The 24,943-nt window shown below is 54.3% G+C and carries 23 protein-coding genes and 1 tRNA gene; 15 read left to right on the top strand and 9 right to left on the bottom strand.

What is annotated here, in order from left to right:
* The first annotated feature begins 428 nt into the window (after positions 1 to 428).
* Positions 429 to 1,676: a tetratricopeptide repeat protein gene (locus IEX74_RS22135; protein ID WP_229755417.1), complete on the top strand. Its 1,248-nt coding sequence runs from the start codon at positions 429 to 431 to the stop codon at positions 1,674 to 1,676.
* 103 nt (positions 1,677 to 1,779) lie between these two features.
* Here the strand turns inward: IEX74_RS22135 and IEX74_RS22130 are convergent, their stop codons facing one another.
* Together IEX74_RS22130 and IEX74_RS22125 are read right to left on the bottom strand one after the other, a co-directional pair.
* The gene (locus IEX74_RS22130; RefSeq protein ID WP_188816275.1) at positions 1,780 to 2,190 is read right to left on the bottom strand and encodes a response regulator; all 411 of its coding nucleotides are present in this window, start codon (positions 2,188 to 2,190) and stop codon (positions 1,780 to 1,782) included.
* Positions 2,191 to 2,282: 92 nt separating this feature from the next.
* On the bottom strand, positions 2,283 to 3,770 hold the full coding sequence (locus IEX74_RS22125; RefSeq protein WP_188816274.1) for a sensor histidine kinase: 1,488 nt from the start codon (positions 3,768 to 3,770) through the stop codon (positions 2,283 to 2,285).
* 188 nt (positions 3,771 to 3,958) lie between these two features.
* Here IEX74_RS22125 and IEX74_RS22120 point away from each other — a divergent pair, with 188 nt between their 5' ends.
* The 8 genes from IEX74_RS22120 to IEX74_RS23315 all read left to right on the top strand — a co-directional run bounded on the left by IEX74_RS22120 (position 3,959) and on the right by IEX74_RS23315 (position 12,228).
* A complete protein-coding gene (locus IEX74_RS22120; RefSeq protein ID WP_188816273.1) occupies positions 3,959 to 4,762 on the top strand; it encodes a TrmH family RNA methyltransferase in 804 nt (267 codons plus the stop codon).
* Between the two features lie 442 nt (positions 4,763 to 5,204).
* Positions 5,205 to 6,644 carry a hypothetical protein gene (locus IEX74_RS22115; protein WP_188816272.1) on the top strand — a complete coding sequence of 480 codons (1,440 nt, stop codon included), beginning with the start codon at positions 5,205 to 5,207 and terminating at the stop codon, positions 6,642 to 6,644.
* A gap of 106 nt (positions 6,645 to 6,750) precedes the next feature.
* On the top strand, positions 6,751 to 8,406 hold the full coding sequence (locus IEX74_RS22110; protein WP_188816271.1) for a hypothetical protein: 1,656 nt from the start codon (positions 6,751 to 6,753) through the stop codon (positions 8,404 to 8,406).
* A 41-nt stretch (positions 8,407 to 8,447) separates the two neighbouring features.
* Positions 8,448 to 9,269, top strand: a complete 822-nt coding sequence (locus IEX74_RS22105) for a peptidoglycan-binding protein (RefSeq protein WP_188816270.1) — start codon at positions 8,448 to 8,450, stop codon at positions 9,267 to 9,269.
* 137 nt (positions 9,270 to 9,406) lie between these two features.
* Positions 9,407 to 9,682, top strand: coding sequence for an acylphosphatase (locus IEX74_RS22100; protein ID WP_188816269.1), 276 nt, complete (start codon positions 9,407 to 9,409; stop codon positions 9,680 to 9,682).
* Between the two features lie 177 nt (positions 9,683 to 9,859).
* Positions 9,860 to 11,191 (top strand): cytochrome ubiquinol oxidase subunit I, encoded by a 1,332-nt coding sequence (locus IEX74_RS22095; protein ID WP_188816268.1) that lies wholly within the window; start codon positions 9,860 to 9,862, stop codon positions 11,189 to 11,191.
* 10 nt (positions 11,192 to 11,201) lie between these two features.
* Positions 11,202 to 11,738 (top strand): cytochrome d ubiquinol oxidase subunit II, encoded by a 537-nt coding sequence (locus tag IEX74_RS23415; protein WP_262892054.1) that lies wholly within the window; start codon positions 11,202 to 11,204, stop codon positions 11,736 to 11,738.
* Positions 11,704 to 12,228 (top strand): cytochrome d ubiquinol oxidase subunit II, encoded by a 525-nt coding sequence (locus tag IEX74_RS23315; protein ID WP_373285593.1) that lies wholly within the window; start codon positions 11,704 to 11,706, stop codon positions 12,226 to 12,228. The genes IEX74_RS23415 and IEX74_RS23315 overlap by 35 nt, the downstream gene beginning before the upstream one ends.
* 60 nt (positions 12,229 to 12,288) lie before the next feature.
* Here the strand turns inward: IEX74_RS23315 and IEX74_RS22085 are convergent, their stop codons facing one another.
* Together IEX74_RS22085 and typA are read right to left on the bottom strand one after the other, a co-directional pair.
* The gene (locus tag IEX74_RS22085) at positions 12,289 to 12,627 is read right to left on the bottom strand and encodes a transposase (RefSeq protein ID WP_188816267.1); all 339 of its coding nucleotides are present in this window, start codon (positions 12,625 to 12,627) and stop codon (positions 12,289 to 12,291) included.
* A 123-nt stretch (positions 12,628 to 12,750) separates the two neighbouring features.
* A complete protein-coding gene (gene typA, locus IEX74_RS22080; protein WP_188816266.1) occupies positions 12,751 to 14,559 on the bottom strand; it encodes a translational GTPase TypA in 1,809 nt (602 codons plus the stop codon).
* A gap of 190 nt (positions 14,560 to 14,749) precedes the next feature.
* On the opposite strand from typA, the gene msrB reads away from it, so the two are divergent.
* Positions 14,750 to 15,316 carry a peptide-methionine (R)-S-oxide reductase MsrB gene (gene msrB / locus IEX74_RS22075; protein WP_188816265.1) on the top strand — a complete coding sequence of 189 codons (567 nt, stop codon included), beginning with the start codon at positions 14,750 to 14,752 and terminating at the stop codon, positions 15,314 to 15,316.
* 83 nt (positions 15,317 to 15,399) lie between these two features.
* Positions 15,400 to 15,765 carry a hypothetical protein gene (locus IEX74_RS22070; protein WP_188816264.1) on the top strand — a complete coding sequence of 122 codons (366 nt, stop codon included), beginning with the start codon at positions 15,400 to 15,402 and terminating at the stop codon, positions 15,763 to 15,765.
* A 73-nt stretch (positions 15,766 to 15,838) separates the two neighbouring features.
* On the opposite strand, the gene IEX74_RS22065 is transcribed toward IEX74_RS22070, so the two are convergent.
* Positions 15,839 to 16,453 (bottom strand): hypothetical protein, encoded by a 615-nt coding sequence (locus IEX74_RS22065; protein ID WP_188816263.1) that lies wholly within the window; start codon positions 16,451 to 16,453, stop codon positions 15,839 to 15,841.
* A gap of 213 nt (positions 16,454 to 16,666) precedes the next feature.
* Between IEX74_RS22065 and metG the strand changes: the two genes are divergently transcribed.
* On the top strand, positions 16,667 to 18,712 hold the full coding sequence (gene metG / locus IEX74_RS22060) for a methionine--tRNA ligase (RefSeq protein ID WP_188816262.1): 2,046 nt from the start codon (positions 16,667 to 16,669) through the stop codon (positions 18,710 to 18,712).
* Between the two features lie 123 nt (positions 18,713 to 18,835).
* Here metG and pth read toward each other — a convergent pair whose 3' ends face one another.
* The 4 genes from pth to IEX74_RS22040 all read right to left on the bottom strand — a co-directional run bounded on the left by pth (position 18,836) and on the right by IEX74_RS22040 (position 21,390).
* Positions 18,836 to 19,399 carry an aminoacyl-tRNA hydrolase gene (gene pth / locus IEX74_RS22055; RefSeq protein WP_188816261.1) on the bottom strand — a complete coding sequence of 188 codons (564 nt, stop codon included), beginning with the start codon at positions 19,397 to 19,399 and terminating at the stop codon, positions 18,836 to 18,838.
* Between the two features lie 165 nt (positions 19,400 to 19,564).
* Positions 19,565 to 20,131: a 50S ribosomal protein L25/general stress protein Ctc gene (locus IEX74_RS22050; protein WP_188816260.1), complete on the bottom strand. Its 567-nt coding sequence runs from the start codon at positions 20,129 to 20,131 to the stop codon at positions 19,565 to 19,567.
* A 146-nt stretch (positions 20,132 to 20,277) separates the two neighbouring features.
* On the bottom strand, positions 20,278 to 21,207 hold the full coding sequence (locus IEX74_RS22045; RefSeq protein WP_188816259.1) for a ribose-phosphate pyrophosphokinase: 930 nt from the start codon (positions 21,205 to 21,207) through the stop codon (positions 20,278 to 20,280).
* Between the two features lie 110 nt (positions 21,208 to 21,317).
* A tRNA-Gln gene (locus IEX74_RS22040) sits at positions 21,318 to 21,390 on the bottom strand.
* 264 nt (positions 21,391 to 21,654) lie between these two features.
* On the opposite strand from IEX74_RS22040, the gene atpD reads away from it, so the two are divergent.
* The 3 genes from atpD (at position 21,655) to IEX74_RS22025 (ending at position 24,690) form a co-directional block, all read left to right on the top strand.
* On the top strand, positions 21,655 to 23,160 hold the full coding sequence (gene atpD, locus IEX74_RS22035; RefSeq protein WP_188816258.1) for a F0F1 ATP synthase subunit beta: 1,506 nt from the start codon (positions 21,655 to 21,657) through the stop codon (positions 23,158 to 23,160).
* Positions 23,161 to 23,250: 90 nt separating this feature from the next.
* Complete coding sequence (gene atpC / locus IEX74_RS22030; protein WP_188816257.1) at positions 23,251 to 23,496, top strand: ATP synthase F1 subunit epsilon; 246 nt, start codon at positions 23,251 to 23,253, stop codon at positions 23,494 to 23,496.
* 72 nt (positions 23,497 to 23,568) lie between these two features.
* Positions 23,569 to 24,690, top strand: a complete 1,122-nt coding sequence (locus tag IEX74_RS22025) for a trans-sulfuration enzyme family protein (RefSeq protein WP_188816256.1) — start codon at positions 23,569 to 23,571, stop codon at positions 24,688 to 24,690.
* The last annotated feature ends 253 nt before the right edge of the window (positions 24,691 to 24,943 follow it).

Genomic DNA, 24,943 nt, shown 5'->3' with positions numbered 1-24,943 from the left:
ATTTTGCATCGTTCTTAGTCAGAATTGAACTTTAGGCAAGGGCGATACTAACAGCCCGCCGTTTAGCATTCCTGCAAAGTCTTTTTATAGGCTGAATTCGACTGCGAAAGCAACTTGCCTAGCAAAATAGTGCTAATCTGACCTAGGTTTCCGCTTGCGGGAATAACAGCTGATGTAGCTTGTCTTGTTTTTGATAAGTGCAATTTTAAAGCCGATTAACCATACTGGTGCTGCCTAATGATTATGGATTAATTATGTGTTTTTATGTCTTATAAAAGCTATTTTACCCTATGCTTAGTACTCGGTACAAGGTTTGTAGCAGCGAGACGCAGCAACCTATTCGCTCAAAATAGTTATAGATTAAATATCTTTACGTGCTTCCAGTAGTACCAGAGTGTCAGGAGTAAGTGGGTATAAGCTTCCTTTTTATGATCCAAAGACTGCTTTCTCTTTTTGTGTTGCTCCTGCTGACGGTTAGCGTAAGAGCCCAGCAGGTAGCAGATACAGCCCGCACGCCCATTCGCACCATCGAGGTCGGCAATGTGGATGTGCTGCCCGAAGCCATCGACACAAAGAGCTGGCTGCTAACGGATCAGGACATTCAGACGGAGCTGGAAGGCGCGGTGCAGAACCTCTACAACTTCAAGTTCGACAAGGCCGAAAAGCAGTTTCGCTCGTTGCGCCGCCGCTACCCGCGTCACCCCATGCCGTACTTCCTGCTGGGCCTGAGTACTTGGTGGAAAATTATCCCGACGAACCTGCAAACTAAGCAATACGACAACATCTTCTACGCCTACATGGACACGGCCATCGTGCACGGCGAGAAGCTCTACGAAGCCGACCACAAGAATTACGAAGCCTGCTTTTTCCTGGCTGCCGCTTATGGTTTTGCGGCGCACCTGCACGGCGAGCGGCACGAAATGATGAAAGCCGCCATAGGCGGCAAGCGGGCCCTCGAATACCTTAATAAAAGCCAAGAAGCCAATGGCTTAAGCCCGGAGTTCCTGTTCGGGCAGGCGCTGGTTAATTATTACGCCGTGTGGCTCGGCGACAACTACACGCTGCTCAAGCCGGTGCTCTTGTTCTTCCCGAGAGGAAACCGGGAGCTAGGTATTCAGCAGCTCAAGACGGTGGCCGAAACGGGTTTTTACACGGGTCTGGAAGCGCGCTACTTCCTCATGAAAATCCTGATGAATGAGGAAAACAAGCCCGCCGAATCCATTCCTGTTTCCCGCTACCTGGCTACAAATTTTCCCGATAACGCTTATTTCCAGCGCTTTTACGCGCTCAGCTGCTTTAATACCCGCAACTTCCGGGAATGCGAGCGGGTAAGCCGCGACATTCTCGACAAGCTCAACCGCGGCATGCCCGGCTACGAAGCCATCAGCGGGCGCTACGCGACGTACTACCTAGGTTGGGTGATGCAAAACCGCTACAAAGACCTGGCAAAAGCCGCGGAATACTACCAGCGCTGCATCGTGTTTGCCGAAAGCACCGGCGAAACCAACAGCTTCTACTACCTCGACGCGAACCTGAGCCTGGCCAACTTTGCCGCGCAGAGCGGCGACGTGAAAATGGCCATGCGCTACTATAAAGTGGTGAACGACAAAGCCGAGCGCAAATCAGAAATGTACCAGGAGGCGCGCGCCTACCTGAGCAACAACAAGCGAAGCTAGATTTTTTAGTGCTTGGTGCTTAGCCAGTGAGGGCAATAACAAAAAGAGCTGCATTGACCAATGCAGCTCTCTTCGTAACCTGGCTTTTTACAGCACTAAGCACTCACTTCAGCAGCTTTTCCAGCAGGCTCATGCTGTCTACCATGTCGGTGTTGGTCTCAAAATCAATGGGTTTCAGAATGTAGCCGCTCACACCTAGGTTCTGGGCGTTGAGCCGGTCCACATCCATGGAAGAAGTGGTGGTGATGAACACCGGAATGTGGCGCAGATGCGGGTGGTTTTGCAGCTCGGCCAGAAACTCGTGCCCGTTCATCTTGGGCATGTTCAGGTCGAGCAGAATCACTTCGGGCAGCGGGTCGATGGCCGGTACGCCATTGCGGCCCAGCAGCATATCTAAACCTTCCAGGCCGTTGAACGCCGTGTAGAGCTTGTGCTGCACGTTGAACTTGGCAAAGGATTTCTGCACGACCATCGTATCAAAAAAGTCATCCTCAAGCAGCAAAACAGAACGCATGGAGTAACTGAATAAATGAATGACTTCGGTAGAGAGATTTCGTTGCGTGACTACGTGTGGCCGTTAAAACCAGTACGCAGTCACGCAACGAATTACTCCTTGGGCCACGTAAAGATAAACGTTGCGCCCTCGCCGGGAGCCGACTCCACGCGAATACTGCCTTTTCGTTCCTCAATAATCTTTTTCACAATGCTCAGCCCGATGCCGGTACTTTCGGCCGTGTTTCGGTCGCGCAGCGTCTGGAAGATCAGGAATATCTTCTCGTGGTACTCTGGCGCGATGCCGGGGCCGTCGTCGGCTACCCTGAATTCGTAGAGTTTCTTGGTTTCAGAGCAGGAGATGGTGATGGTGCCAATGGCGGAGCCGTGATACTTTACGGCGTTGCTCAGCAGGTTGGTGAAAACCTGCTCCAGGCTCAGCCGGTCGGTGACGAACGTGGGCAGGTCGGGGGCAATGTGCACGGTGAATTCGGCGGGCACCACCAAGTCGACGACTTCCTGCACCAGCTCCTGCACGCGCACCGATTCCAGCTTTTGCTCCGTGCGCCCGATGCGGGCATACGCCAGGATACCGTTAATCAGGTCTTCCAGCCGCGCAAGGCGCCCCTTCATCATACCTAGGTATTGCCACATCTGGGTCGACAGCTCGTGCGACAGCTCGTCTTCGATCCATTTCAGTACCGTGAGCACGCCGCGCAAGGGCGCTTTGAGGTCGTGGGAAGCCACGTAGGCAAACTGGTCCAGCTCCTTATTGCGGTTTTCCAGGGCGCTGAACGCGGTGTCGAGGGTTTGAGTCATGCGGTTGAGAGAGGTGGCCAGGTTACCTAGGTTGTCCTTTTCCTTGTCGCGAATCCGTACTTTATAATCGCCCTGCACGACCTTCTCGGCCAGATTTTCAATGATCTGGATGCGGCGACTGGTTTCGGTGTTCACCTGTGCCAGCTCCGCCTGAAGCCGGGCGTTGGCGTTCAGCTCCTGCCAGATTTTGCGGAACAGCCACAATACCGTGATAATGGCCAGCGCCGCCGATACCAAAATGGCCAACGGCGTGGTTTTCTCGAAGAAATCCTGCCGTGCCGTGCGGTGCTTCAGCAATTCTTCCTCCGTGTCTTTGATCCGATTGATAATAAGCCGAAGCCTTTCCAGCATATTCCGGTCGCTGAGCAAAAGTGCCTGTGCCGCTTCCGGCGAAGGAGCCGCGCCGCGCCAGAGGTCTAAGAACTCCTTTTCTTCGCTGATAATCTGCCGCAGCGTGTCCAAGCGCATGAGCTGCGCAGGGTTGTCGACCGTTAAGCGCCGCAGCGAATCGTAATCAGCCAGCACGATGGGGAGGTAGGTGTTAGAGCTTTTCAGGTAAGCAGAATCGCTCACGAGCAGATAGCCGCGCAAAGAGCTTTGGGCGTCCCGCATTTGCATGCGCAAGTCGGATGTGTACTGGAGCACTTTGTAGGTGTGCTCCACCAGGCGCGTCGAGTAGGCCAGCTGCTGAATACTGAAATACGCGGCTAACGAGGTGAGCAGCAGTATACTCAGCGAGATTGTAAAGCCGAGAATGATCTTGGTATGAAGCTTCAGGTACATATTCGGGCAGGCGGTAAGCGGCACATGGTGGTACTTCGCAGCTTAAAGGTACACGGCGGCCGGCCGAAAAGTGTGGGCAGGCCGTGGGGCGGTCTTGTGCTGCGTCGCCGTATCTTCGCCCGCAAGGCGGCGCCAGCTTCAGACCTAGGTTTGGCGCGCCTTGCTGCTTTCCCTGTTACGCTACGCCAATGCCTGCCGCCGATCCGATTACCAGCCCGCAAAACCCGCGCATCAAAAACCTGCTCAAGCTTCAGCAGAAGCCAGCCGAGCGGCGGGCCCAGGACCTCACCATCATCGAGGGCTACCGCGAGCTGACGATTGCGCAGCAGGCAGGCGTCCAGATCACGAGCCTGTTTGTCTGCCCCGAACTGACCGATGAGGCGCGGCAGCGCGAGCTAGCCGCCACCCTAGGTTCGGGAACCGACTGGTTTCTGGTGTCGCGGCCGGTGTTCGAGAAAGTAGCGTACCGCGAGGGCTCCGACGGTATTCTGGCGCTAGCCCGCCCGCCGCGCCGCCGCCTCACCGAGCTGCAATTGCCCGCTAACCCGCTGCTAATCATTCTGGAAGCAGTAGAGAAGCCCGGCAACCTAGGTGCCGTGCTGCGCACCGCCGACGCCGCCCGCGTCGACGCCGTCATCGTCTGCGACCCGCGCACCGACCTCTACAACCCCAACGTTATCCGGGCCAGCATCGGCTGCGTATTTACCAATCAAATTGTCGCGGCGCCTACCGAGGAGGTGCTGGCCTGGCTGCGCCAGCACGGCATTCGCAGCTACGCTACCACGCCGGCGGCTACGGCTTTGTACACCAACATGGATTTCCGCGGCCCGTCGGCCATCGTGATGGGCACGGAAGCCACGGGTCTGAGCGAGCAATGGCTGACTGCCGCCGACGAGCGAATCAAGATTCCGATGGCCGGCTACATCGATTCGCTGAATGTGAGCACCTGCACCGCCATCATGACTTTCGAGGCTGTGCGGCAGCGCGGCTAACCTAGGTTGCAACCTAGGTTACTTCTGGCTTTTTGAAGTAATGTACTGTCTATCACATACTCATGTGATAGCGCGGCGTGCCTGCGTGCGCTATTTTTGTTCAACCAAGCTAGCTTTTACCAGCACAAAAAACCGGACTCAACTAGGTCGGCGCTTTGTTAGCTGATCCTACCGCTTCCGGCGACCTGCCCTTTGTTTCAGGGCTCCACACCCTTGCAGCTCAAGCGTTTTTCTCTGCTTCGTTACGACCTGCTTCAGGTCGGGTCTGCTCAGTTTGGGCTGCTTTTGTAGCACTCAACCGGCTTATTGCTTCCCCTCAACCTACTGGTTTTTGCCGCTCGTCAGCGCTATGCTGGCTGTGCCTGGGCGTGCCTTACCGCGTTGCTACACACCTATTTATTCCGGCGTTCCACCCATCCTTTCACTTAATTCTTTTACTCGTATGGCAATCTTCAAGTCAGAGGACCTCATGAAGGCGACTCTCGCAAAGCTGAATGACGTAATTACGGGCGGCGACGAGTTTGCGCCGGCCAGCAAAAACAACTTCGTATCCTGGATTACGCCGGGCATGCCGTTTGGCCCCGAGGATTTTTCCTTTCTCTCCAAGGGCTTCAATAGCAAGGACCCCAACGAAGTGCTGGATCTGAAGCGCAAAGCAGCTGACTTTGCGATGTTCGCGGACTTTGTACCCGATCCGACGGCCGTGTACGCCATGAAAGAAGGGCAAACCATCGACCGCAACAGTCAGGAGCGACTGAGCAACATCTACAGCAATATTCTCCAGTTTGCCAAAGTGACTCGAAGCGAGCCATCGGCCGCTGAGAAAGCGAAGCTGGATAAATTTAAAAAGCTGCTTTACACAACGAAAGAGGAAACCAACCTGGTAACCGACGAGAAAACAACGGTAACCGTTGAAGGACCCGTTCGGCAGGCCTACGTCGAAAAGATGCAGTCCTACGAGGACGCCGCGTTTCTCTATAACATGAAGCGCATTGCCGCCGCCTCCGCCGAATCCGTCATGGCCGTGAATGACTTCTCGGTAAATGCTCCCATTTATCGCAACAAGGTGAAATCGGCGATGAACGCCTGGACGTCGGCGGGTTACAAGAACGAGGTAGAGGACATGGAAAGCTATATCGCGCAGGTAACGGGCCGGAGCATGGCTACGTGGTTTGCCAACCTGCGGGATGTTTTCAACCGCACGGCCATCACAGATCCTGATATGGATTTCACCTTCTATCCGGCGCGTCTCTATCCGGCTAACTTCTATAACAATACCTGGCCAAAATACTCCTTCAGTGAGAAGGAATACACCTCACATTCCAGCAAAGTAACCAACGCCTGGAACGCGGGCGGTGGCCTTAACCTAGGTTTGTGGAGCGCAGGCGCTTCGGCCAGCGGCTCCAGCGAGCGGAAAAACGCCAGCATGAATACCTCCACGTATTCCATGAGCTTCGATTTGGCGCAGGTCAAGATTCTGCGGCCGTGGTTTGGCACGGAGCTGTTCTCCAGCCGCGGCTGGAAGCTCGATCCGGGCACCTGGACGTTTGGTCCTACCCAGCTCTCGAACGGCGGGCAGCCGCCCAAAGGCACGTTCATCGCCTACTCGACCAACGCCATTTTCGCCCGCAATCTGGAAGTGAAATTCGACGAAGCCGCCTGGAAGAGCAGCAGTTTCCGCAGTCAGCTGAACACGAGCGCCAGCGCCGGCTGGGGCCCGTTCCGGGTGAAAGGCGGCTACTCGCACGGCAAAGAAACCCACGACTTTTCTTATCAGGAAACGAATCAGGGCTTCAAATGCGCTGGTATGCAGCTGATTGGCTTCCTAAACCGTCTGGTGGGCGTGTGCCCCAACCCTGACCCGCAAGCTAAGTTCGACTAAGCGACTGTCCGGTAGCGTGGGCAGCGGCACCTAGGTTTGGCGCTGCTGCCCACATCGGCCGGACCGCAATTATAAATAGCGCTGGCACCTATTAAGTCGATTGATCATGAATACTTCCGTTGCAGTTGCCTTCCTGACGAAGATGAAATTGATCTTCGAGACGGACGCTGCGGGTAATCCGCAGAAAGATAAATTCCTGGCTTTTCAGAACGGGGCCTTTCCGGTGGCGAAGGACAATTTCTACTTTATGCAGCCCGCCAAATACGGTCTGGATGCCGGCAGTACCGCCGGCTGGGCCATGAATTTCTCGAAGATGTTCAACTTCGTGTCGGCGCTGGATGACGTAATTACGAGCACTTCCGACGAGCTGGACGCGGTGTACCACGACATCCTGACGAGCTGCGCGCCGGCCACCAGCAAGCGCACCCAGCAGCAACAGCAGCGCTACGAACAGGCCCTGCAATTTTTGCAGCAAACCGTAGCCTCTGCCACGGGCCAGCAGGTGGATATGCTGACGAATTATGAATACTACAACGGTATTTATAAACAGGCACTTAGCGCGTACAAAAACGCCAAAATAGCCGCCGACACGGCCCAGGGCGAGGGCGCCGCCGAGATAAAGCAGCAGTGGGCCGCCGAAGAACCTAGCCTGAAAAGCGCGTGCGACCTAGCGATGGTGAATTGGGAAACCAAAGGCCGCAAAACGGAAGTCGAAAACAAGCTGGCCGATTTCATGCTGCTCGCCGGCGACTCGCCCACCAAAACCGTAGCCGACTTAAAGCTTGACTATGAGGAATTTGCCAGGGCAACGGCCGTGGATACGCTGGCGAACGAAATAACGTATCTGCCCACGCATTTTTCGCCCATCAATTTTTTTGATGACGCGGTAATCTGGCAGAAGCTTTCCCTCGACAAAGCGGAAGTGCTAGGTCTGCTGCAACGCGCGCCCGAGCGGCTGCGAAAATTATTCGACCTAGATGCCGCCGTCGACATCGAGAACATGACGCTCGATTATACGGTGGTGGATATCGTGCGCGAGTGGTTTCATTTTCAGGACTTTCTGTTGCAGCGCTACTGGAAATTACCGGCCGGTCGTCTTCCGGTTTCGGATGGGCAGGGGCAGGGCAAGCTGCCTTCGTTTCCGGATAAAATGATCTTTGTGCGCAACATAAAAATCGTGTCGAAACAGACGCCGCAGCCAACGCCTCCCACGAATAAACTCGACTTTTATAAGCTGTTATTCAGCAAAGTAAAAGCCTCCATCGCGCCGGTGCTTCAGAACAAAGTGCAGGTTTTCCAGACGCGGGAAAGTCAGAATAAAGCGCTGATAAAAACCATGACAGACCTGGCCGCCAGAAAAGGCCGTCCACTGACGGTGGTGCAGCCTGCTGCCGTCAAAACCCGCTTCAATTTTCGCACGGCGCCGCTCGTGCTGCAACCCGCCGCGCAGCTCACCGTGGCGCAGCCAATGGTGGCATTGCGCAGCGATAAGCTGCTGATGGGCAGTGTGGTAAAAGCAGCCGCCGCGCCTGCCGCTACCGTGGCAACGACGCGCATGGCTACGATTTCGCCCGGTATCCTGGCCAGCCGCATCCCGACGGGCGTGGTAGGACCTAGGGTGTTGCAGCCGACCGTCACGGCGCCGCCACCGCCGCCGGTGCAGCTGCAAGTGACAGAGCAGAAGGAGATGGAGTTGCTGGGATTTATCTGCCGGGTGGTGCCGGCTTGCCCGAACCCCGACCCGGAATTGCAGTGGACATGACACAAGGAAAATGAACAACCAATACGATTTCTATTCTCGCCATGCTTAAGGTTCAGTATAAAAAAGAGCTTGTGCTCACGGCTACCTGCCAGGTCGGGTCGCGCGGACAGGATGTCAAGAAAATTCAGGAGTGGCTGTGTATCAATGCGCCCCAGCATCCGCACGCGCCCATTGCCACCACTATCGACGGGGTATATGGCGATGCTACGGCCCTGGCCGTCAGGAATTACCAGAAAGCCATCGGGCTGCCATCGACCGGTGTGGTCGACAAAGCGTTGTTTGCCCGCCTCACGCAGCCGTTGCAAAAAGCCTTCGAAACGCAGCTGCCACCCAATGGCGGCTTGCGCAGCCTCGTGGTGAAATACGCCGATAATCACCTGCAAAATCACCCAAGGGAGCTGCAATACGATGCCCAGCAAAACCTAGGTTCGTGGGTGCGCAGCTACTGCAACGGCGCCGACGGCACGCCTTACAAATGGTGCATGGGCTTTGTGCAAACCGTGCTGGATCAGGCCTCGTCCACGCTCAATCGGCGCTTCACCGATCTGATGCCCATGAGTTTGAGCTGCGACACGGTTGGCACCTCGGCCACCCAAAGCAGATCGTTGGTGCGCAACAAAGACGTGCGCATTAACCCCGCACTAGCCAAGCCGGGCGACATATTCTTGCTGCGCAACGCCCAAAACTCAATGGACTGGCATCACACCGGCATCATCAGCCGCGTGGTAGGCGACTGTTTTGAAACTATCGAAGGCAACACCGACCAGCAAGGCTCCAGCAACGGTACGGGCGTATTTGCGCGCACTCGCAATTTCCAAAAGAGCCTTATTGATGTGGTATCGGTGCAAAAGCTGGCTGATTGAGCTAGGTAGGCCTTTCTAAATGCGGCAAGGAATAGAAATAAAGGGTAGCTAAGCTAGCCTCACCACTTAATCGGCAAACTTCCGCGTAGAATTATGCGTCTTATTCAGCTGCACAAAGCAGTAGCCGCATTTTTCGCATGAAGCACCACACATTCCGCATTTACGGCCGCGTACAGGGCGTGTTTTTTCGTCAGTCGAGCCAGAAAGAAGCGCAAAAGCTAGGTCTCACCGGCTACGCCCACAACGAGCCGGATGGCTCCGTCCTCATTGAGGCAGAAGGCTCCGCCGAAGCCCTGTCAGCCTTCGAAAGTTGGTGCCGCAAGGGGCCAGCAAACGCGCGTGTCGATAGGGTAGAAGTGCAGGAAGCACCAGCGCAGGGCTACCAGAAATTTGAAGTGCGACGCGGTGAGTAAAGCTAGGTTGGCTTCTGAGCCTGACCCCAAAAGCGCTATAAAATCGCAAGAAAGCCTAGGCTCCGTAGCAAACGGCACCTACCTTAGTCGTGGAGTTTAGAGCGGGCTAGCCTCGTCGTGATAATGCCGGCCCGCTTGCCATCAGTTGATGGCTTCACGTGCTAAGTGCCTCGTATTATGGACGATTTTCTTGCTGCCCGCTCGCAAATGGCGTTATCGCTGGGCTTCCACATCATCTTTTCGTGCATCGGAATGGTGATGCCTTTTTTCATGGCCGTGTCGCACTTTCAATGGCTGCGCAAGGGCGATGAATCCTACAAAAACCTGACGAAGGCCTGGAGCAAAGGAGTTGCGATTTTCTTCGCTACCGGCGCCGTTTCGGGCACCGTGCTGTCGTTTGAGCTAGGTTTGCTGTGGCCGCGCTTCATGGAGCACGCCGGCCCGATCTTCGGGATGCCGTTTTCGCTGGAAGGCACGGCGTTTTTTATCGAGGCCATTGCCCTCGGTTTTTTCCTCTACGGCTGGAATCGGTTTAATCCGTGGTTTCACTGGTTTACCGGCGTAGTCGTGGGCGTCAGCGGGCTAGCTTCGGGCATTCTGGTGGTGGCAGCTAATGCCTGGATGAACAGCCCCGCTGGCTTCGACTACGTGGATGGCAAGTACCTGAACATCGACCCCATGCGGGCTATGTTCAACGACGCGTGGCTGTCGCAGGCTATTCATATGTCGTTGGCAGCGTTTGCGGCCACTGGTTTTGCCGTGGCTGGCGTGCACGCTCTCATGATTCTGAAGCGCAAGAACGTGCGTTTTCACATGCATGCCTTCCGAATTGCAGCACTCTTTGCTACCGTCGCGGCCGTGCTTCAGCCTCTCAGCGGCGACTTTTCGGCCAAAGACGTAGCCAAGCGTCAGCCCGCGAAGCTAGCCGCTATGGAAGCGCATTTTCACACTGAGGAATCGGCTTCGCTGGTGCTGGGCGGCCTACCCAATGAGGCCGAGCAGCGCGTCGATTACGCCATCAAAATACCGGGCATGCTAAGCTTCCTGGCGCACGGCAACTTCAAGCAGGAAGTAATGGGCCTTGACCGAATTTCAGCCGCAAACCACCCGCCTGTACTGGTGCCGCACCTGGCTTTTCAGCTGATGGTAGGCCTAGGTATGTTCATGATGGCGCTTTCCCTGCTGTACTTCCTAGCCTTGTGGCGCAAAAAGCAGTGGCTGCGCGCTGACTGGTTTCTGAAGCTTTTTGTAGCAGCTATTCCGGCCGGCTTTATTGCGGTGGAAGCCGGCTGGACCGTAACGGAGGTGGGCCGGCAGCCCTGGATTATGTACGGCATTATGCGCACCGCCGATGCCGTAACGCCAATGCCGGGCATCGTGTACTCGTTCTACTTGTTCACGGTCGTGTATATGTCGCTCAGCCTGATTGTGGTTTTCCTGCTCTATCGCCAAATCAAGATGGTGCCGGAACTGTACGACCGGCCCGCTCAGCAATTAGCCGCAGTTTAGGGTTGCCGTCATGCAGTACGTCGTTATTACTTACCTCTGCCTCTCCATCCTGCTGTATCTGCTACTCGGTGGTGCCGATTTTGGGGCAGGCATCATGGAGCTATTTACGAGCGGCAAAAACCGTCGCGCCGCCCGGCACACGATGTCGCACGCTATTGGGCCGATTTGGGAAGCCAATCACATGTGGCTGATTATTGCCGTCGTGATTCTCTTTGTGGGCTTCCCGCGCATCTACAGCGTCATGTCGGTTAGCTTGCACATTCCGCTGCTGGTTATGCTGCTCGGCATCATTGCGCGGGGCACGGCCTTCGTGTTCCGGCACTACGATGCGGTGAAAGACCAGATGCAGATGGTTTACAACCGTGTTTTCGTGCTTTCCAGCGCCATTACCCCGTTCTTCCTAGGTGTTATTGCCGCCAAGCGTACTCGCCGGCTACATCGACCCAACGGCACCCGATTTTCTGGCCGCTTATGTATTCACCTGGTTGCACTGGTTTGCGGTAGCCGTAGGCGTGTTCACGATGGCTTTGTGTGGCTACCTGGCTAGCGTCTACAGCATTGGCGAGGCAGATAATGAAGAGGACAAGCGTTACTTCATCCGCAAAACTCAGCTAATGACGGTTATTGCTTTTATCGCCGGCGGGCTCGTGTTTTTGGCAGCCAGCGTAGAAGAAATTCCTTTGGCACAGTGGATTTTCGGCAACGTAGTCGGTACGGGAGCTGTGTTGCTGGCTACCATTTCGCTGGGCGTAATGGCGTACGCAGTTAGCAAAGAGAAAACGGTGTTGCCGCGTCTGCTGGCAGGTTTTCAGGTAACCATGATCCTGCTGGCTATCGGCTACCGACATTTCCCGGATTTTGTGGTGATGAAAGATGCGCCGAATCTTTCGCTGCTGAAAGACCAGGCACCCGCCGCTACCATGAATGCGCTGGGTTGGGCGCTGTTGCTCGGTAGCCTATTTATTCTGCCGGCCTTGTATTACCTCTACTACAGCTTTCAGCACGAAGCAAAAGACCACTCAGAAGCCGCAGCTTAGATACAAACAAGAAGGCGGGACCTAGGTCCCGCCTTCTTGTTTGTAAGCGGAAAGCAGCAATTAACCTGCTTTATTATATACCGTTTTCTCCAAACCTTCTACCCGCTGCCTTAAGTCCCGGATTTCAGTTTCGTGCTGCGTATGCGAGTCCGCCGTCCGGTCGTACCGGTCCGTCTGGCGGTTCATCGCATCTAGCACAGCTGTAGTCATGTGGTTGAAGGCGTTGATGGTTTGCTCATGGTTGCGCTGTATCTGTTCAGCTTGCTGCTGCATCTGCTCAGCTTGTTGCTGCATCTGCTGCTGCATTTGCGTCAGGGTCTGACGTATGGCTTGCTGCTCAATTAAGATTTCAGCTACTACTTCGGGTAAGTCGCGCTTATTGCGGTTTTCGGGATCCATAAAGACCTAGGTAGGAGTAAAGAGCTTAGTAAAAATACGTGCTCAGGTCGACATTCGATCCGGTATGGCCAATAAAAAAGGCGCGACTAAAGCCGCGCCTTTTTATACCTAGCTTATTAAAAACTAGTCTACTTTCTTGGCCGAACGCAGACGCTCGTTTTCGTCGAGCAGAATCTTACGCATCCGCACTGATTTCGGAGTTACTTCCAGGTACTCATCCTTTTGGATGTATTCCATGGCTTCTTCCAGCGAAAACTGACGCTTCGGTACAATCTTCACGTTTTCGTCCGAGCCCGAAGCACGCATGTTCGTGAGCTTCTTGCCTTTCTGAATGTTGATGGTCAAGTCGTTGGGGCGGGTGTGTTCGCCGATAACCTGACCAGCGTATACTTCCTCGCCCGGATCAACAAAGAACTCGCCGCGGTCCTGCATCTTGTCGATGGTGTATGCGGTGCCAGCACCCGTATCCATCGAGATCAGCGAACCAGAGATACGGCCCGGAATTACGCCTTTGTAGGGCTCATAAGCCGAGAAGCGGTGGTTCATAATGGCCTCACCAGCGGTAGCGGTCAGCACGTTGTTACGCAAGCCAATCAGACCACGGGAAGGAATGTTGAACTCTAGGTGCTGCAAGTCGCCTTTGGGCTCCATGATGGTCAGCTCGCCTTTACGCATGGTTACCAATTCGATAACCTTACCAGCGGTTTCCTCCGGCACGTCAACTACCAAGTGCTCAACGGGCTCCAAACGGTTGCCGTTGTCGTCTTCTTTGAAAAGAACCTGAGGCTGACCTACCTGCAACTCAAATCCTTCGCGACGCATGGTCTCGATAAGTACCGACAAGTGAAGGATACCCCGGCCGTACACCAGGAATGTATCTTCTTTGTCAGTTTCCTTTACGCGCAGAGCTAGGTTTTTCTCAGTCTCTTTGAACAGACGGTCGCGCAAGTGACGCGAAGTCACAAACTTACCTTCTTTACCGAAGAACGGCGAGTTGTTGATGGTGAACAGCATGTTCATCGTCGGCTCGTCGATGCTGATGCGCGTCAGTGCCTCTGGGTTGTCAGCGTCGGCGATGGTGTCGCCAATGTCAAAGCCTTCGATGCCCGTTACCGCGCAGATTTCGCCTGAGCTAACTTCGGCTACCTTCACTTTGCCCAGACCTTCAAAAACTTGCAGGTCTTTGATCTTTACTTTTTTAACGCTGCCATCAGCCTTCATCAGGCTCATGTTGGCGCCTTCACGCAGCGTGCCGCGGTGCACACGACCGATAGCAATACGACCTACGAACGACGAGTAGTCGAGCGAGGTAACCTGCATTTGCGGCGTGCCATCCAAGGTAGGAGCCGGCGGGATAGAAGCTACTACCGCGTCGAGCAGCGGAATGATGCTGTCGGTTTTTACCTTCCAGTCAGTGCTCATCCAACCCTGCTTCGACGAGCCATACAGCGTCACGAAGTCCAGCTGATCTTCCGAAGCACCTAGGTTGAACATCAGGTCAAATACCTGCTCGTGCACCTCATCGGGACGGCAGTTTTCCTTGTCAACCTTGTTCACCACCACGATAGGCTTCAGACCTAGGTCAATAGCTTTGCCCAGTACGAAACGCGTTTGGGGCATGGCGCCTTCGAAGGCGTCGACGAGCAGAAGCACGCCGTCGGCCATTTTCAGTACGCGTTCCACCTCACCACCAAAGTCGGCGTGACCAGGGGTATCGATGATGTTGATTTTTACGTCCTTATAACGGACTGATACGTTTTTGCTGACGATAGTAATGCCACGCTCACGCTCCAAGTCATTGTTGTCGAGGATCAGATCGTCGAAGTGCTGGTGCTCGTCGAAAAGCTTCGAGGCATGAATGATTTTGTCCACGAGCGTGGTCTTGCCGTGGTCAACGTGGGCAATGATGGCTATATTCCGAATGTTCTGCATACAAAGAGTTTTGCGGGCGCAAAGGTACGCAATAAAGGCGGGAAAACCCGTGTAAATCAATTGTTAAGATTAGGCAATCATAAATCCTCTATTGGTGCGCCAACCGAACAGAAGTTGCACTGCGTATGTTGAGCAAACAGCAAAACTAGGTTAGCTAGTTCGCCTTACTCTCTCATTTCTTTATACATACATGTCTTTGCATTCTTCTTTTCTGATTCTGGCACTATCGGTGCTCACCCTGAATTCGGCCTGCTCCCAGAAGCGGACCGAGGTGGCCGTCGCAAAACCACAGGCTGCTACCAAGCCCACGGGCTCAGCGAAGTCGTACCCTAAGCCGCAGATCGTTACACACAAGCCCGACGAGTTTCCGGTGCGCAAAACGGAGGCGGAGTGGCGCCAGCAGCTTACGCCAGCTCAGTATTACATCCTGCGCCAGCGGGGCACGGAACGGGCGTTTTCGAATAAGTATTTCGACAACCACGAAAAAGGTAACTACTACTGCGCTGCCGACCACAACCTGCTGTTTTCTTCCGACACCAAGTTTGAGTCGGGTACTGGCTGGCCTAGCTTCTGGGCGCCGGCCACCAACGCCAGCCTGAAAGTGACGGCCGACAACAGCCTGGGCATGAGCCGCGACGAAGTAGTGTGCGCCAAGTGCGGCGGCCACCTAGGTCACGTCTTCGACGACGGCCCGCAGCCCACCGGCCTGCGCTACTGCATGGATTCGGACGGAATGCTGTTCGAGAAAATCAAGTAAGAAAAGAAGCCAACTCAAACCCGGGAAGTGCGTTGTACAAAGCTAGGTCTGCTAATGATCAGCTTTTTAGAACGCACTTCTCCATGACACCATATTCTACTTCTCTTTTTTTTGGAGCCCGTCTGCTGTTGTTGGCGGGTGGCCTACTCGGGGCTTGTACGGCAGCGCAAGAAGGCGCTGAGATTGAACAACCGCGCGTACCCACCGAAATTCGCTCCGACGCCGACCGGCAAGCGGCTTATAATAGCGGCGGTGGCTACGGCGGCTCAGTGCCTGATGCCACGCCGGGCCGTGTGCGCCTGGGAGAGCAGGCAAGCAGCATTAATAATCGGAAGCGGCCGGAAAGTGTAAATACCAACGACCCCAATAACACCACACCCGAAACGCGCATCCGTCGCCTCAATAACGACGCTCCTATTGACACGCTGCGCCGCGCTACCAGCTATTAATAAAAGAGCTACCCCGTTGTCAGTTAATAGAAACAACGGGGTAGCAGCTTATAATCGATTGGCATTAAATGCCTTATGAGGTAGGATTGTCGGGGGAGCCAGCGGCGGCGGTGTCCTGAGCAGCTTTCGACGAGGCAGCAGGCTTAGAGGCTCGTCCGCGCCGGCTGGCGGAAGCAGAAGGGCTAGGTGCCCGGCGGGGGCTAGGTTTTGGAACTGCGGATGCGGCTTTGCCGCTGGCGAGGGCCGTACCATCGGCGCCCGCCTCGGCAGGTAATAGCGGCACGTCGAGCGGGGCTGGGGCATCTAGGTCGCTGGTGGTGGCAATGCTGTCGGAAGCGCCCGGTGTGCCGCCGTCGTAGTGCCGCACAATGCTGTGCAGGGCTTGCTCAAACAGCCGCTCGGTTTCGGTATCTACGTGTTGTAAGGCTTCATTTACCACTTCCTTCAGGCGCGCTTTCGTTTCTTTGCGAATCCGTTTCACCACCTCGTTCATGCGCTTATCCAGCTCTTTTTGGAGCTGCTTAGCGGCCGATTTAAGAGCCTTCTTCTGGTCTGACTTTTTCTCGCTACGGTTATCCTGCAAGGAACCAGCTGCACGAGCGGCCTCTTTTTCGGCTTTGCGCTGCGCTTTTTCAGCTGGTGTTTTCTTGGCTTTTTTCTCAGGTTGCTCCTGCGAATCTTTTTTCATGGGAAAGATGAGTTAGTGGCTTCTGGTTGATGGCAAACAAAGGACGTAAATGGATGAGCTTGCTCACGAAAGCAGCAATTAATTCTTCAAGAAGTTTTACGCTGTTCCCGCCGCTTATTTCCTTTTTTTTCCTTGTTCTTTTGCAGTTAGTTTAGCCCGCTTTCTATGGCTGGGCGCTTTTGGTTTGTTTACCGCTTTTCTGTTTTCTTGCTCATGCCTTCTGATCCTCAACGTTATACAGTCACGGCGGCTTTGCCTTACGCCAATGGTCCGGTGCACATCGGGCACCTGGCCGGCGTTTATTTGCCCGCCGATATTTACGTGCGCTACCTACGTGCCGCTGGGCGGGATGTAAAATTCATCTGCGGCTCCGATGAACACGGAGTGCCCATCACCATTCGTGCTCAGAAAGAAGGCGTTACGCCGCAGCAAGTAGTCGATAAATATCACGCCTTAATTCGGGATTCCTTTTCTGATTTCGGCGTGTCGTTCGATATTTATTCGCGCACTTCTTCTGAAACGCACCGTGAAGTTGCCAGCGGGTTTTTCGAAAAACTGTACGAAGAGAATAAATTCATCGAGCAAACCTCGCAGCAGTATTACGATGAGCAAGCTGAGCAGTTTCTTGCCGACCGCTATATTGTGGGTACGTGCCCGAATTGTGGCAACGAAAATGCCTACGGCGACCAGTGCGAAAAATGCGGCTCCTCGCTCAGCCCCACCGAGTTAATTAATCCGCGCAGCATGCTCAGCGGCAATCAGCCGGTGCTGCGCGAAACTAAGCACTGGTATTTGCCGCTCGATCAGTACGAACCGTGGCTGCGCGAGTGGATTGTGGAAGGCCACAAAAGCGACTGGAAAACCAACGTGTACGGGCAGTGCAAATCGTGGATTGACCAGGGCTTGCACCCCCGCGCCGTAACGCGCGACCTAGATTGGGGCGTGCCCGTACCAGTGCCTGGCGCCGATGGTAAAGTGCTCTACGTGTGGTTCGACGCGCCAATTGGCTACATATCAGCTACTAAGGATTTATTGCCGGACACCTGGGAAACCTACTGGAAAGACAGCGGTACTAAGCTCGTGCATTTTATTGGTAAGGATAACATCGTGTTCCACTGCATCATTTTCCCAGTGATGCTCAAGGCGCACGGCGATTATATTCTGCCCGATAATGTGCCCGCCAACGAATTCCTGAATCTGGAAGGCGACAAAATCTCGACGTCGCGCAACTGGGCCGTATGGTTGCACGAGTACCTGGCCGATTTCCCCGGCAAAGCCGACGTGCTGCGCTACGTGCTCTGCGCCAACGCGCCCGAAACCAAGGACAACGACTTCACCTGGAAGGACTTTCAGGCGCGCAACAACAACGAGCTGGTTGCCAACCTAGGTAATTTCGTGAACCGCGCCGTGGTGCTCACGCACAAGTTCTTCGAGGGCAAAGTACCAGCCGCTGTAGGCTTTACCACCGAAGACGAGGACGTACTGCGCCAGCTCAGCGAGTTTCCGCAGCGCATCGGTGAACTGATTGATAATTATCGTTTTCGCGACGCGCTGAATGAATTAATGAACCTGAGCCGTCTGGGTAATAAGTATCTAGCTACTACTGAGCCATGGAAGCTTATTAAGTCCGACGAAGCTCGGACAGGTACAGTGTTGCATGTGGCGTTACAATTAGCAGCTAGCTTAGTTACATTGCTAGAGCCTTTCCTCCCAAATGCCGCCGCCAACTTAGGCGCCATGTTGCAAGTGGAGAAGGGGCAATGGTCCGAAGCTGGCAGGTCTAATCTCTTGCTAGCTGGTCATGCTCTAGCTCCGACTTCACACCTGCTCTTCCAACCGATTGAGGATGCCACGGTAGACGCGCAAGTGCAAAAGCTGCTCGATACCAAAAAAGCGAACGAGCTAGCTAACGCCGTTGCCGCACCCGCCAAGGAGAACGTGTCGTTTGAAGATTTTCAGCGCATGGATATCCGCATCGGTACTGTAGTAGCCGCCGAGAAAGTAGCCAAAACCAAGAAGCTGCTGAAGCTCACCGTTGATACGGGCCTGGATCGGCGCACCATCGTCAGTGGCATCGCGGAATTCTTTATTCCAGAGGCACTTATCGGGCAGCAAGTCATGGTGCTCGCCAACCTAGCTCCCCGCGAGATTAAAGGAATTACTAGCCAAGGCATGCTGCTATTGGCCGAAAATGCTGACGGTAGCCTAGCTTTGATGCAGCCTGGCCACGAAGTGCGTAATGGCAGCCACGTAGCGTAGAACTGCTTTATAGCTGTAGCGCGAAGCCTACGCTTCGCGTATCGTTGAACGACTTGTGCTAGGTAGACCTAGGTTAGATCGTTCAACGATATGCGAAGCGCAGGCTTCGCGCTACATAATCTTTTACTTCGTATTTACGACATTCATCGTGCGCTCCAAGCCTTGCAGGCCGAACAGCAGCACGGCGTCGGCGGCTTTCTCGATGTGCGTGGGTAAATCAACTTGCTCGTCGGCGGAAAAGGGATTTAATACATAATCAACTTGCCGGCCCTTCGAGAAATTAGCGTCCACACCGAAGCGCAGGCGGGCGTATTCATCCGTGCTGAGCGTTTCCTGAATGTGCTTCAAGCCATTGTGCCCGCCAGCCGAGCCTTTGCCTTTCAAGCGCAACTTGCCGTAGGGGAGGGCTAGGTCGTCGGTCACGACAATCATGTTCGCTATCGGAATTTTGAGGCTGGTCAGATAATGCGCGGCGGCTTTACCACTCAGGTTCATGTAAGTGGTCGGCTTCACCAGCACGAACGTTTTGCCTTTGTGCTTGATTTCCGCGACGAACGCATGCCGACCTAGCTCAAAGCGCGCATCGTGTTTTTCGGCCAGATAATCGGCTACCATAAAGCCGATGTTATGCCGTGTGTTCGCATACTCAGGGCCAATATTACCTAGGCCTAAAACAAGGTGTTTCATCGTTATGTCTAAACCACGGATTCGACGTATTTGTCGGATTCCGCGGATTCTGTAGTCGGTTCTTTCTCTTAACCACACAAAAAAGCCGTCTGGTTACAGACGGCTTTTTATTTTCAAATAAACTGAGCGGCCAAAAAATCCGCCCGAGTCCGTGGTTCAGCTGAATTAGCTGCCCATCTGGCCTTTCAGCGCACGTGGGATGGTCACGGTAGCGATAGGAGCAAGCGGGTTGGTGAGGATGGTGTAGCTCTCAGGCGTTACTTTGTTCACCTTGATCGACTTACCCAGTTCCAGGTCGCTGATGTCTACTTTCACAGAATCAGGCAGGTTCTCAGGCAGCGCGCGCACCTTGATTTTGCGCAGCTTCGTCACCAGCTTACCACCTTGCTGAACGCCCGGCGAAACGCCTACGAACTGCACGGGTACTTCCATTTTAACTTCTTTGCCTTCCTGCAATTCGAGGAAGTCAACGTGCAGCAGCATTTCGTTCACGGGGTGGAACTGGGCGTCCTGCACGATAGCGCGGTACATCGTACCTTCTACGTTCAGATCAACAATGTGAACTTCCGGCGTGTACAGCAACTCGCGGAAAAGAATAGCGGGAGCCGAGAAGTGCACTTGCTCTTGGCCACCGTACAATACGCACGGTACATAGGAATCTAGGCGCAGCGCCTTAGCATCCTTCTTACCGAGATTCGCTCTTTTAAACCCTACAATCTCGAGGCTTTTCATAAACGTGTTCTTTTGAAGAAAATAAAACACTTACCCAACATGGGCAAACGGGCCGCAAAGATAGCAGTATTGTTACATAACAAAAAGGGCTTCTCTGTATTTGCCAGAGAAGCCCTTGAATGCTAATAGCTTGAAAGCTAAAGAGGTTATATAAATAGCGAGCTGATCGACTCGTGCGTAACCACATTCCGGATGGCCTGCGCAAACAAATCGGAGACAGAAAGGACTCTGATTTTATGGTTTTCCTGCCGCAATGGAATAGTGTCGGTTATGATAAGCTCTTCCAAAACCGAAGCCCGAATCCGGTCGTGGGCCGGGCCGCTGAGTAGGGCATGGGTTACGATGGCGCGCACCGAGCTAGCGCCGCGTTCCATCAGTAGCTCAGCCGCTTTGCAGATCGTCCCAGCTGTATCTACGATGTCATCTACCAGCACTACATCCTGGCCGGTCACATCACCAATTACCTGCATAGAGGCAATTTCATTCGCCCGCAAACGCATTTTGTCGCACACCACGATTTCAGCCCCGAAGCGTTTAGCAATGGCGCGGGTGCGCACCACGCCGCCCACATCGGGCGAGGCGAAGATGAGGTTCGCCAGATTCAGCGACTTAATATAAGGAACCGTCACGGCGGCGCCGTCCAGATGATCCACGGGAATGTCGAAGAAACCCTGAATCTGGCCCGCGTGCAGGTCACAGGTCATGAGGCGGTCAGTACCAACGCTTTGCACGAAGTCGGCTACTACTTTGGCGCCGATGCTTACCCTAGGCTTGTCTTTGCGGTCCTGGCGGGCATAGCCGTAGTATGGCATCACGATGGTGACGGAAGCCGCGGAAGCGCGCTTGGCCGCATCCACCATCAGCATCAGCTCCATTAGGTTTTCGGCGGGCGGGAAGGTGCTCTGAATCAGGAACACAGCGCAGCCGCGTACGCTCTCGTTGAAGCTAGGACCTAGCTCCGTATCGGCGAAGCGTTGAATGCTTAAGTCACCGAGGCGGGTGCCGTAAGCGGCGGCTATTTTCTCACCTAGCTCGTGGGAAGCGTTACCCGCAAAAATCTTGACCTGTGGAGGCATGGCAATACAAAGAAGGGGGAAAGCAAAAGTAAGCGATACACAATGGCAATAAAAAAGCGAAAGGCGCTGATTTCCTAAACGGAATATCAGCGCCTTTCGCTTTACTTAAGTTGTCCGACCAGGGCTCGAACCTGGACTTTCTTGAATCAAAATCAAGCGTGTTGCCAGTTACACCATCGGACAATTTCCAAACCGCTCTGCCGTTTGGGTGTGCAAATGTACGATGGGAATGATTCAAGGCAAACTTTGCCGCAAATATTTTTTCAAATAATTCTGCACCCTAGCTTCTGGAAGGGCCTTTTTGAGTAGCTGAACGGCTGATTTTCAGAACTTCAGGCCAGGGGAAGCGATACTCTGGATAGAGCCTTGGCAAAGCGACGTTTTAACCGTAGTTTTGCAGCCTGAAACCTTGCTCCCATCTAATTAAAGATAAGATAAACACACGCAATGGCGAATAACGGAAAAATCACCCAGGTCATTGGTCCCGTCGTGGACGTGAGCTTCGCGGGTGAAGACACACGCCTTCCTAACATCCTCGATGCGCTCGAAGTCACCAAAGACAACGGCCAGGTGGTTATCCTCGAGTGCCAGCAACACCTCGGCGAAGACCGGGTGCGCACGATTGCCATGGACTCGACCGAGGGCCTGACCCGCGGCGCAGTAGTTCGCGACCTAGGTTCGCCGATCTCCATGCCCACCGGCGACGGCGTAAAAGGCCGCTTGTTCAACGTAATTGGGCAGGCGATTGATGGTATTCCGCAGCCTAAAAGCAACGGCGGCCTATCTATTCACCGCTCGGCGCCGCCGTTTGAAGACTTGGCTACTACGTCGGAAGTATTTTTCACGGGTATCAAAGTAATCGATTTGCTCGCTCCTTATGTAAAGGGTGGTAAGATCGGTCTGTTCGGTGGTGCTGGTGTAGGTAAAACGGTTCTGATCCAAGAGCTTATCAACAACATCGCCAAGGCTTATTCGGGTCTGTCGGTGTTTGCTGGGGTGGGTGAGCGTACCCGCGAAGGCAACGACCTGCTGCGCGAATTCATTGAGTCGGACATCATCCGCTACGGCGCTGAGTTCAAGCACTCAATGGAGCAAGGCGGCTGGGACCTCACGAAAGTGGACCAGGCTGAGCTAGAGAAATCGCAGGCAACGCTGGTATTCGGCCAGATGAACGAGCCTCCAGGAGCGCGTGCTCGGGTGGCTTTGTCGGGTCTGACGATTGCCGAAAGCTTCCGCGACGGTGATGGCACCGGTGCTGGTCGCGACATCCTGTTCTTCATCGACAACATCTTCCGCTTCACGCAGGCGGGTTCAGAAGTATCGGCTCTGCTGGGTCGTATGCCTTCGGCCGTAGGTTATCAGCCCACGCTGGCTACCGAAATGGGCGCCATGCAGGAGCGTATCACCTCGACCAAGCGTGGGTCAATCACCTCAGTACAAGCCGTATATGTGCCTGCTGATGACTTGACTGACCCGGCTCCGGCGAACACCTTTGCTCACTTGGATGCTACCACGGTATTGTCGCGGAAGATTTCCGAGCTAGGTATCTACCCCGCCGTTGACCCACTCGATTCTACGTCGCGCATCCTAGATGCTACCATACTTGGCAGCGAGCACTACGACACGGCCCAACGCGTGAAAGAGATCCTGCAGCGCTACAAGGAACTGCAAGATATTATTGCTATCCTCGGTATGGACGAACTCTCGGAGGAAGATAAGCAGACGGTTTCGCGCGCTCGTCGGGTGCAGCGCTTCTTGTCGCAGCCTTTCTTCGTGGCTGAGCAGTTTACGGGCTTACCTGGCGTACTCGTTGATATCAAAGACACCATCCGAGGCTTCAACGAAATCATCGACGGCAAGTACGACCACCTGCCCGAAGCAGCGTTCAACTTGGTCGGCACCATTGAAGATGCTGTGGTTAAAGGTGAGCGTCTGATTGCGGAAGCAAAGTAAATTCTTTGAGCTGTTAGCTGTTAGCTCTTCGCAGTAAGGCTGGCAGAATCGAGCTAATAGCTAACAGCCAAAAGCTAACAGCTCAAAAAAATGCATCTAGAAATCATCACACCGGACCGAAAAGTATTCGCGGGGGAAGTAACCTCGGCTCAGTTTCCGGGCTCCGATGGGCTATTTGAAGTATTGAACAACCACGCTCCGCTGATTAGCGCCCTAAAAGCGGGCACCATCACCGTGACGAGTGGCGGCGGCCGTGAGGCATTTCGCATTGAAGGTGGCGTGGTGGAAGTGCTGCGTAATAACGTGATTGTGCTGGCGGAAGGCGTAGCAGCCTAGCTTTTTGTTCTGAATTCCTTGCGAAAAGCCTTTCCTTTACCGAGGAAAGGCTTTTTGTTTTATCAGCGGCTCATGGATATTCGCCCCAAAATCACTCCCATTTATCAGACCTCAGTTTTCAAGTTTGAAGACCTCAACGAACTAGAATCGTACTTCAGTGAGCCCGGCAGCCGCTATTTGTACTCGCGAAATGGAAACCCGAACTCCGATGAGCTAGCCGACGCTATCAATCGGCTGGAAGGTGGCACGGGTGCCATTGCTACAGGTTCGGGGATGGCTGCCATTTTCGCCGCCATCCTGGCGTATTGCCAAGCGGGCGACCATGTGCTGTGCGCCGCTGATATTTATGGCGGTTCGTCCACGCTGCTGAATGCCGAGCTAAGCCGAATGGGAATTACAGTAACGTACGTGCCCTTCGAGCAATTCTACGATTTACAGCAGTTTGTGCGGCCTACCACGCGCCTGATGCTGGCTGAAACCATCAGCAACCCATTGCTGCGCGTAGCAGACCTAGGTCGGCTGGCAGAAGAATGCCACTGGCACGGGCTGAAGCTGGTAGTCGATAATACGTTTGCTACTCCTGTTATCACGCGTCCGCTTGCGTTAGGTGCTGATATTGCGCTACATAGTGTGACGAAATACCTGGCGGGCCATAGCGACGTAACGGCAGGAGTCGTGGTAGCAGCTGATGAAGCAATAGCGGCTCGCCTCAAGCAGATCGGAGTGATTTATGGCTTAACGCTTAGTCCGATGGAAAGCTGGCTCGCGGTACGGGGACTGAAAACATTGCGAGTGCGAGTGCGCGAGCACAGCCACAATGCGTTGGTAATAGCCAGCTTCCTTGCTAATCACACAGGCGTGCGAGAAGTGTATTACCCGGGCTTGGAGCAGCACCCTCAACATGCACTAGCCGCTAAGCAAGGAGCAGGTATGTTTGGTGGCATGATGTCTATTCTATTAGCTGATGACGCCGAAGCCGTGAATGATTTCATGCGCCGGGTGAAACGCTTCCCTTTTGCGCCCTCACTCGCCGGAGTAGATTCGTCGTTGTCGTATCCGCTCGGTACCTCGCACCGCGCCCTGACGTCGGAGCAGCAGCAAAACCTAGGTATCACGACGGGACTGGTGCGGCTGTCAATTGGCATTGAGCCAGTAGAAGAGTTGCTGGCGGATCTGGAGCAGGCGCTGGCTTAATAGGCTAGCTGTCGGCAGCAAAAGCGAGTGCTTTCGCCGCTTTAGAACGTCATGCTGACGACAGGAAGTACCTCGCGTAACGGGTAAACCCTCATGGTTTAGGGTTGCCATTGCACGCGGCATGCATCCTGGCGTCAGCATGATGGCTTGGCGGTGGTCTAGAAGGTGGTTTTTAGTAGGTTAGGGGCATGCTTCAGACGATCTTACCGTGTGCCAAATGCGGCAGTACTGCTTTGCGCAAAAATGGCAGCAG

This window comes from Hymenobacter cavernae (assembly GCF_014641455.1).
GTDB lineage: Bacteria > Bacteroidota > Bacteroidia > Cytophagales > Hymenobacteraceae > Hymenobacter > Hymenobacter cavernae.
This window is presented reverse-complemented; position numbering and strand designations above follow the sequence as displayed.

What these genes read in the sequence shown, in the direction of transcription:
- IEX74_RS22135 (WP_229755417.1), top strand. Translation starts at nt 429, where the DNA reads ATGATCCAAAGACTGCTTTCTCTTTTTGTGTTGCTCCTGCTGACGGTT.
- IEX74_RS22130 (WP_188816275.1), bottom strand. Translation starts at nt 2,190, where the DNA reads ATGCGTTCTGTTTTGCTGCTTGAGGATGACTTTTTTGATACGATGGTC.
- IEX74_RS22125 (WP_188816274.1), bottom strand. Translation starts at nt 3,770, where the DNA reads ATGTACCTGAAGCTTCATACCAAGATCATTCTCGGCTTTACAATCTCG.
- IEX74_RS22120 (WP_188816273.1), top strand. Translation starts at nt 3,959, where the DNA reads ATGCCTGCCGCCGATCCGATTACCAGCCCGCAAAACCCGCGCATCAAA.
- IEX74_RS22115 (WP_188816272.1), top strand. Translation starts at nt 5,205, where the DNA reads ATGGCAATCTTCAAGTCAGAGGACCTCATGAAGGCGACTCTCGCAAAG.
- IEX74_RS22110 (WP_188816271.1), top strand. Translation starts at nt 6,751, where the DNA reads ATGAATACTTCCGTTGCAGTTGCCTTCCTGACGAAGATGAAATTGATC.
- IEX74_RS22105 (WP_188816270.1), top strand. Translation starts at nt 8,448, where the DNA reads ATGCTTAAGGTTCAGTATAAAAAAGAGCTTGTGCTCACGGCTACCTGC.
- IEX74_RS22100 (WP_188816269.1), top strand. Translation starts at nt 9,407, where the DNA reads ATGAAGCACCACACATTCCGCATTTACGGCCGCGTACAGGGCGTGTTT.
- IEX74_RS22095 (WP_188816268.1), top strand. Translation starts at nt 9,860, where the DNA reads ATGGACGATTTTCTTGCTGCCCGCTCGCAAATGGCGTTATCGCTGGGC.
- IEX74_RS23415 (WP_262892054.1), top strand. Translation starts at nt 11,202, where the DNA reads ATGCAGTACGTCGTTATTACTTACCTCTGCCTCTCCATCCTGCTGTAT.
- IEX74_RS22085 (WP_188816267.1), bottom strand. Translation starts at nt 12,627, where the DNA reads ATGGATCCCGAAAACCGCAATAAGCGCGACTTACCCGAAGTAGTAGCT.
- typA (WP_188816266.1), bottom strand. Translation starts at nt 14,559, where the DNA reads ATGCAGAACATTCGGAATATAGCCATCATTGCCCACGTTGACCACGGC.
- msrB (WP_188816265.1), top strand. Translation starts at nt 14,750, where the DNA reads ATGTCTTTGCATTCTTCTTTTCTGATTCTGGCACTATCGGTGCTCACC.
- IEX74_RS22070 (WP_188816264.1), top strand. Translation starts at nt 15,400, where the DNA reads ATGACACCATATTCTACTTCTCTTTTTTTTGGAGCCCGTCTGCTGTTG.
- IEX74_RS22065 (WP_188816263.1), bottom strand. Translation starts at nt 16,453, where the DNA reads ATGAAAAAAGATTCGCAGGAGCAACCTGAGAAAAAAGCCAAGAAAACA.
- metG (WP_188816262.1), top strand. Translation starts at nt 16,667, where the DNA reads ATGCCTTCTGATCCTCAACGTTATACAGTCACGGCGGCTTTGCCTTAC.
- pth (WP_188816261.1), bottom strand. Translation starts at nt 19,399, where the DNA reads ATGAAACACCTTGTTTTAGGCCTAGGTAATATTGGCCCTGAGTATGCG.
- IEX74_RS22050 (WP_188816260.1), bottom strand. Translation starts at nt 20,131, where the DNA reads ATGAAAAGCCTCGAGATTGTAGGGTTTAAAAGAGCGAATCTCGGTAAG.
- IEX74_RS22045 (WP_188816259.1), bottom strand. Translation starts at nt 21,207, where the DNA reads ATGCCTCCACAGGTCAAGATTTTTGCGGGTAACGCTTCCCACGAGCTA.
- atpD (WP_188816258.1), top strand. Translation starts at nt 21,655, where the DNA reads ATGGCGAATAACGGAAAAATCACCCAGGTCATTGGTCCCGTCGTGGAC.
- atpC (WP_188816257.1), top strand. Translation starts at nt 23,251, where the DNA reads ATGCATCTAGAAATCATCACACCGGACCGAAAAGTATTCGCGGGGGAA.
- IEX74_RS22025 (WP_188816256.1), top strand. Translation starts at nt 23,569, where the DNA reads ATGGATATTCGCCCCAAAATCACTCCCATTTATCAGACCTCAGTTTTC.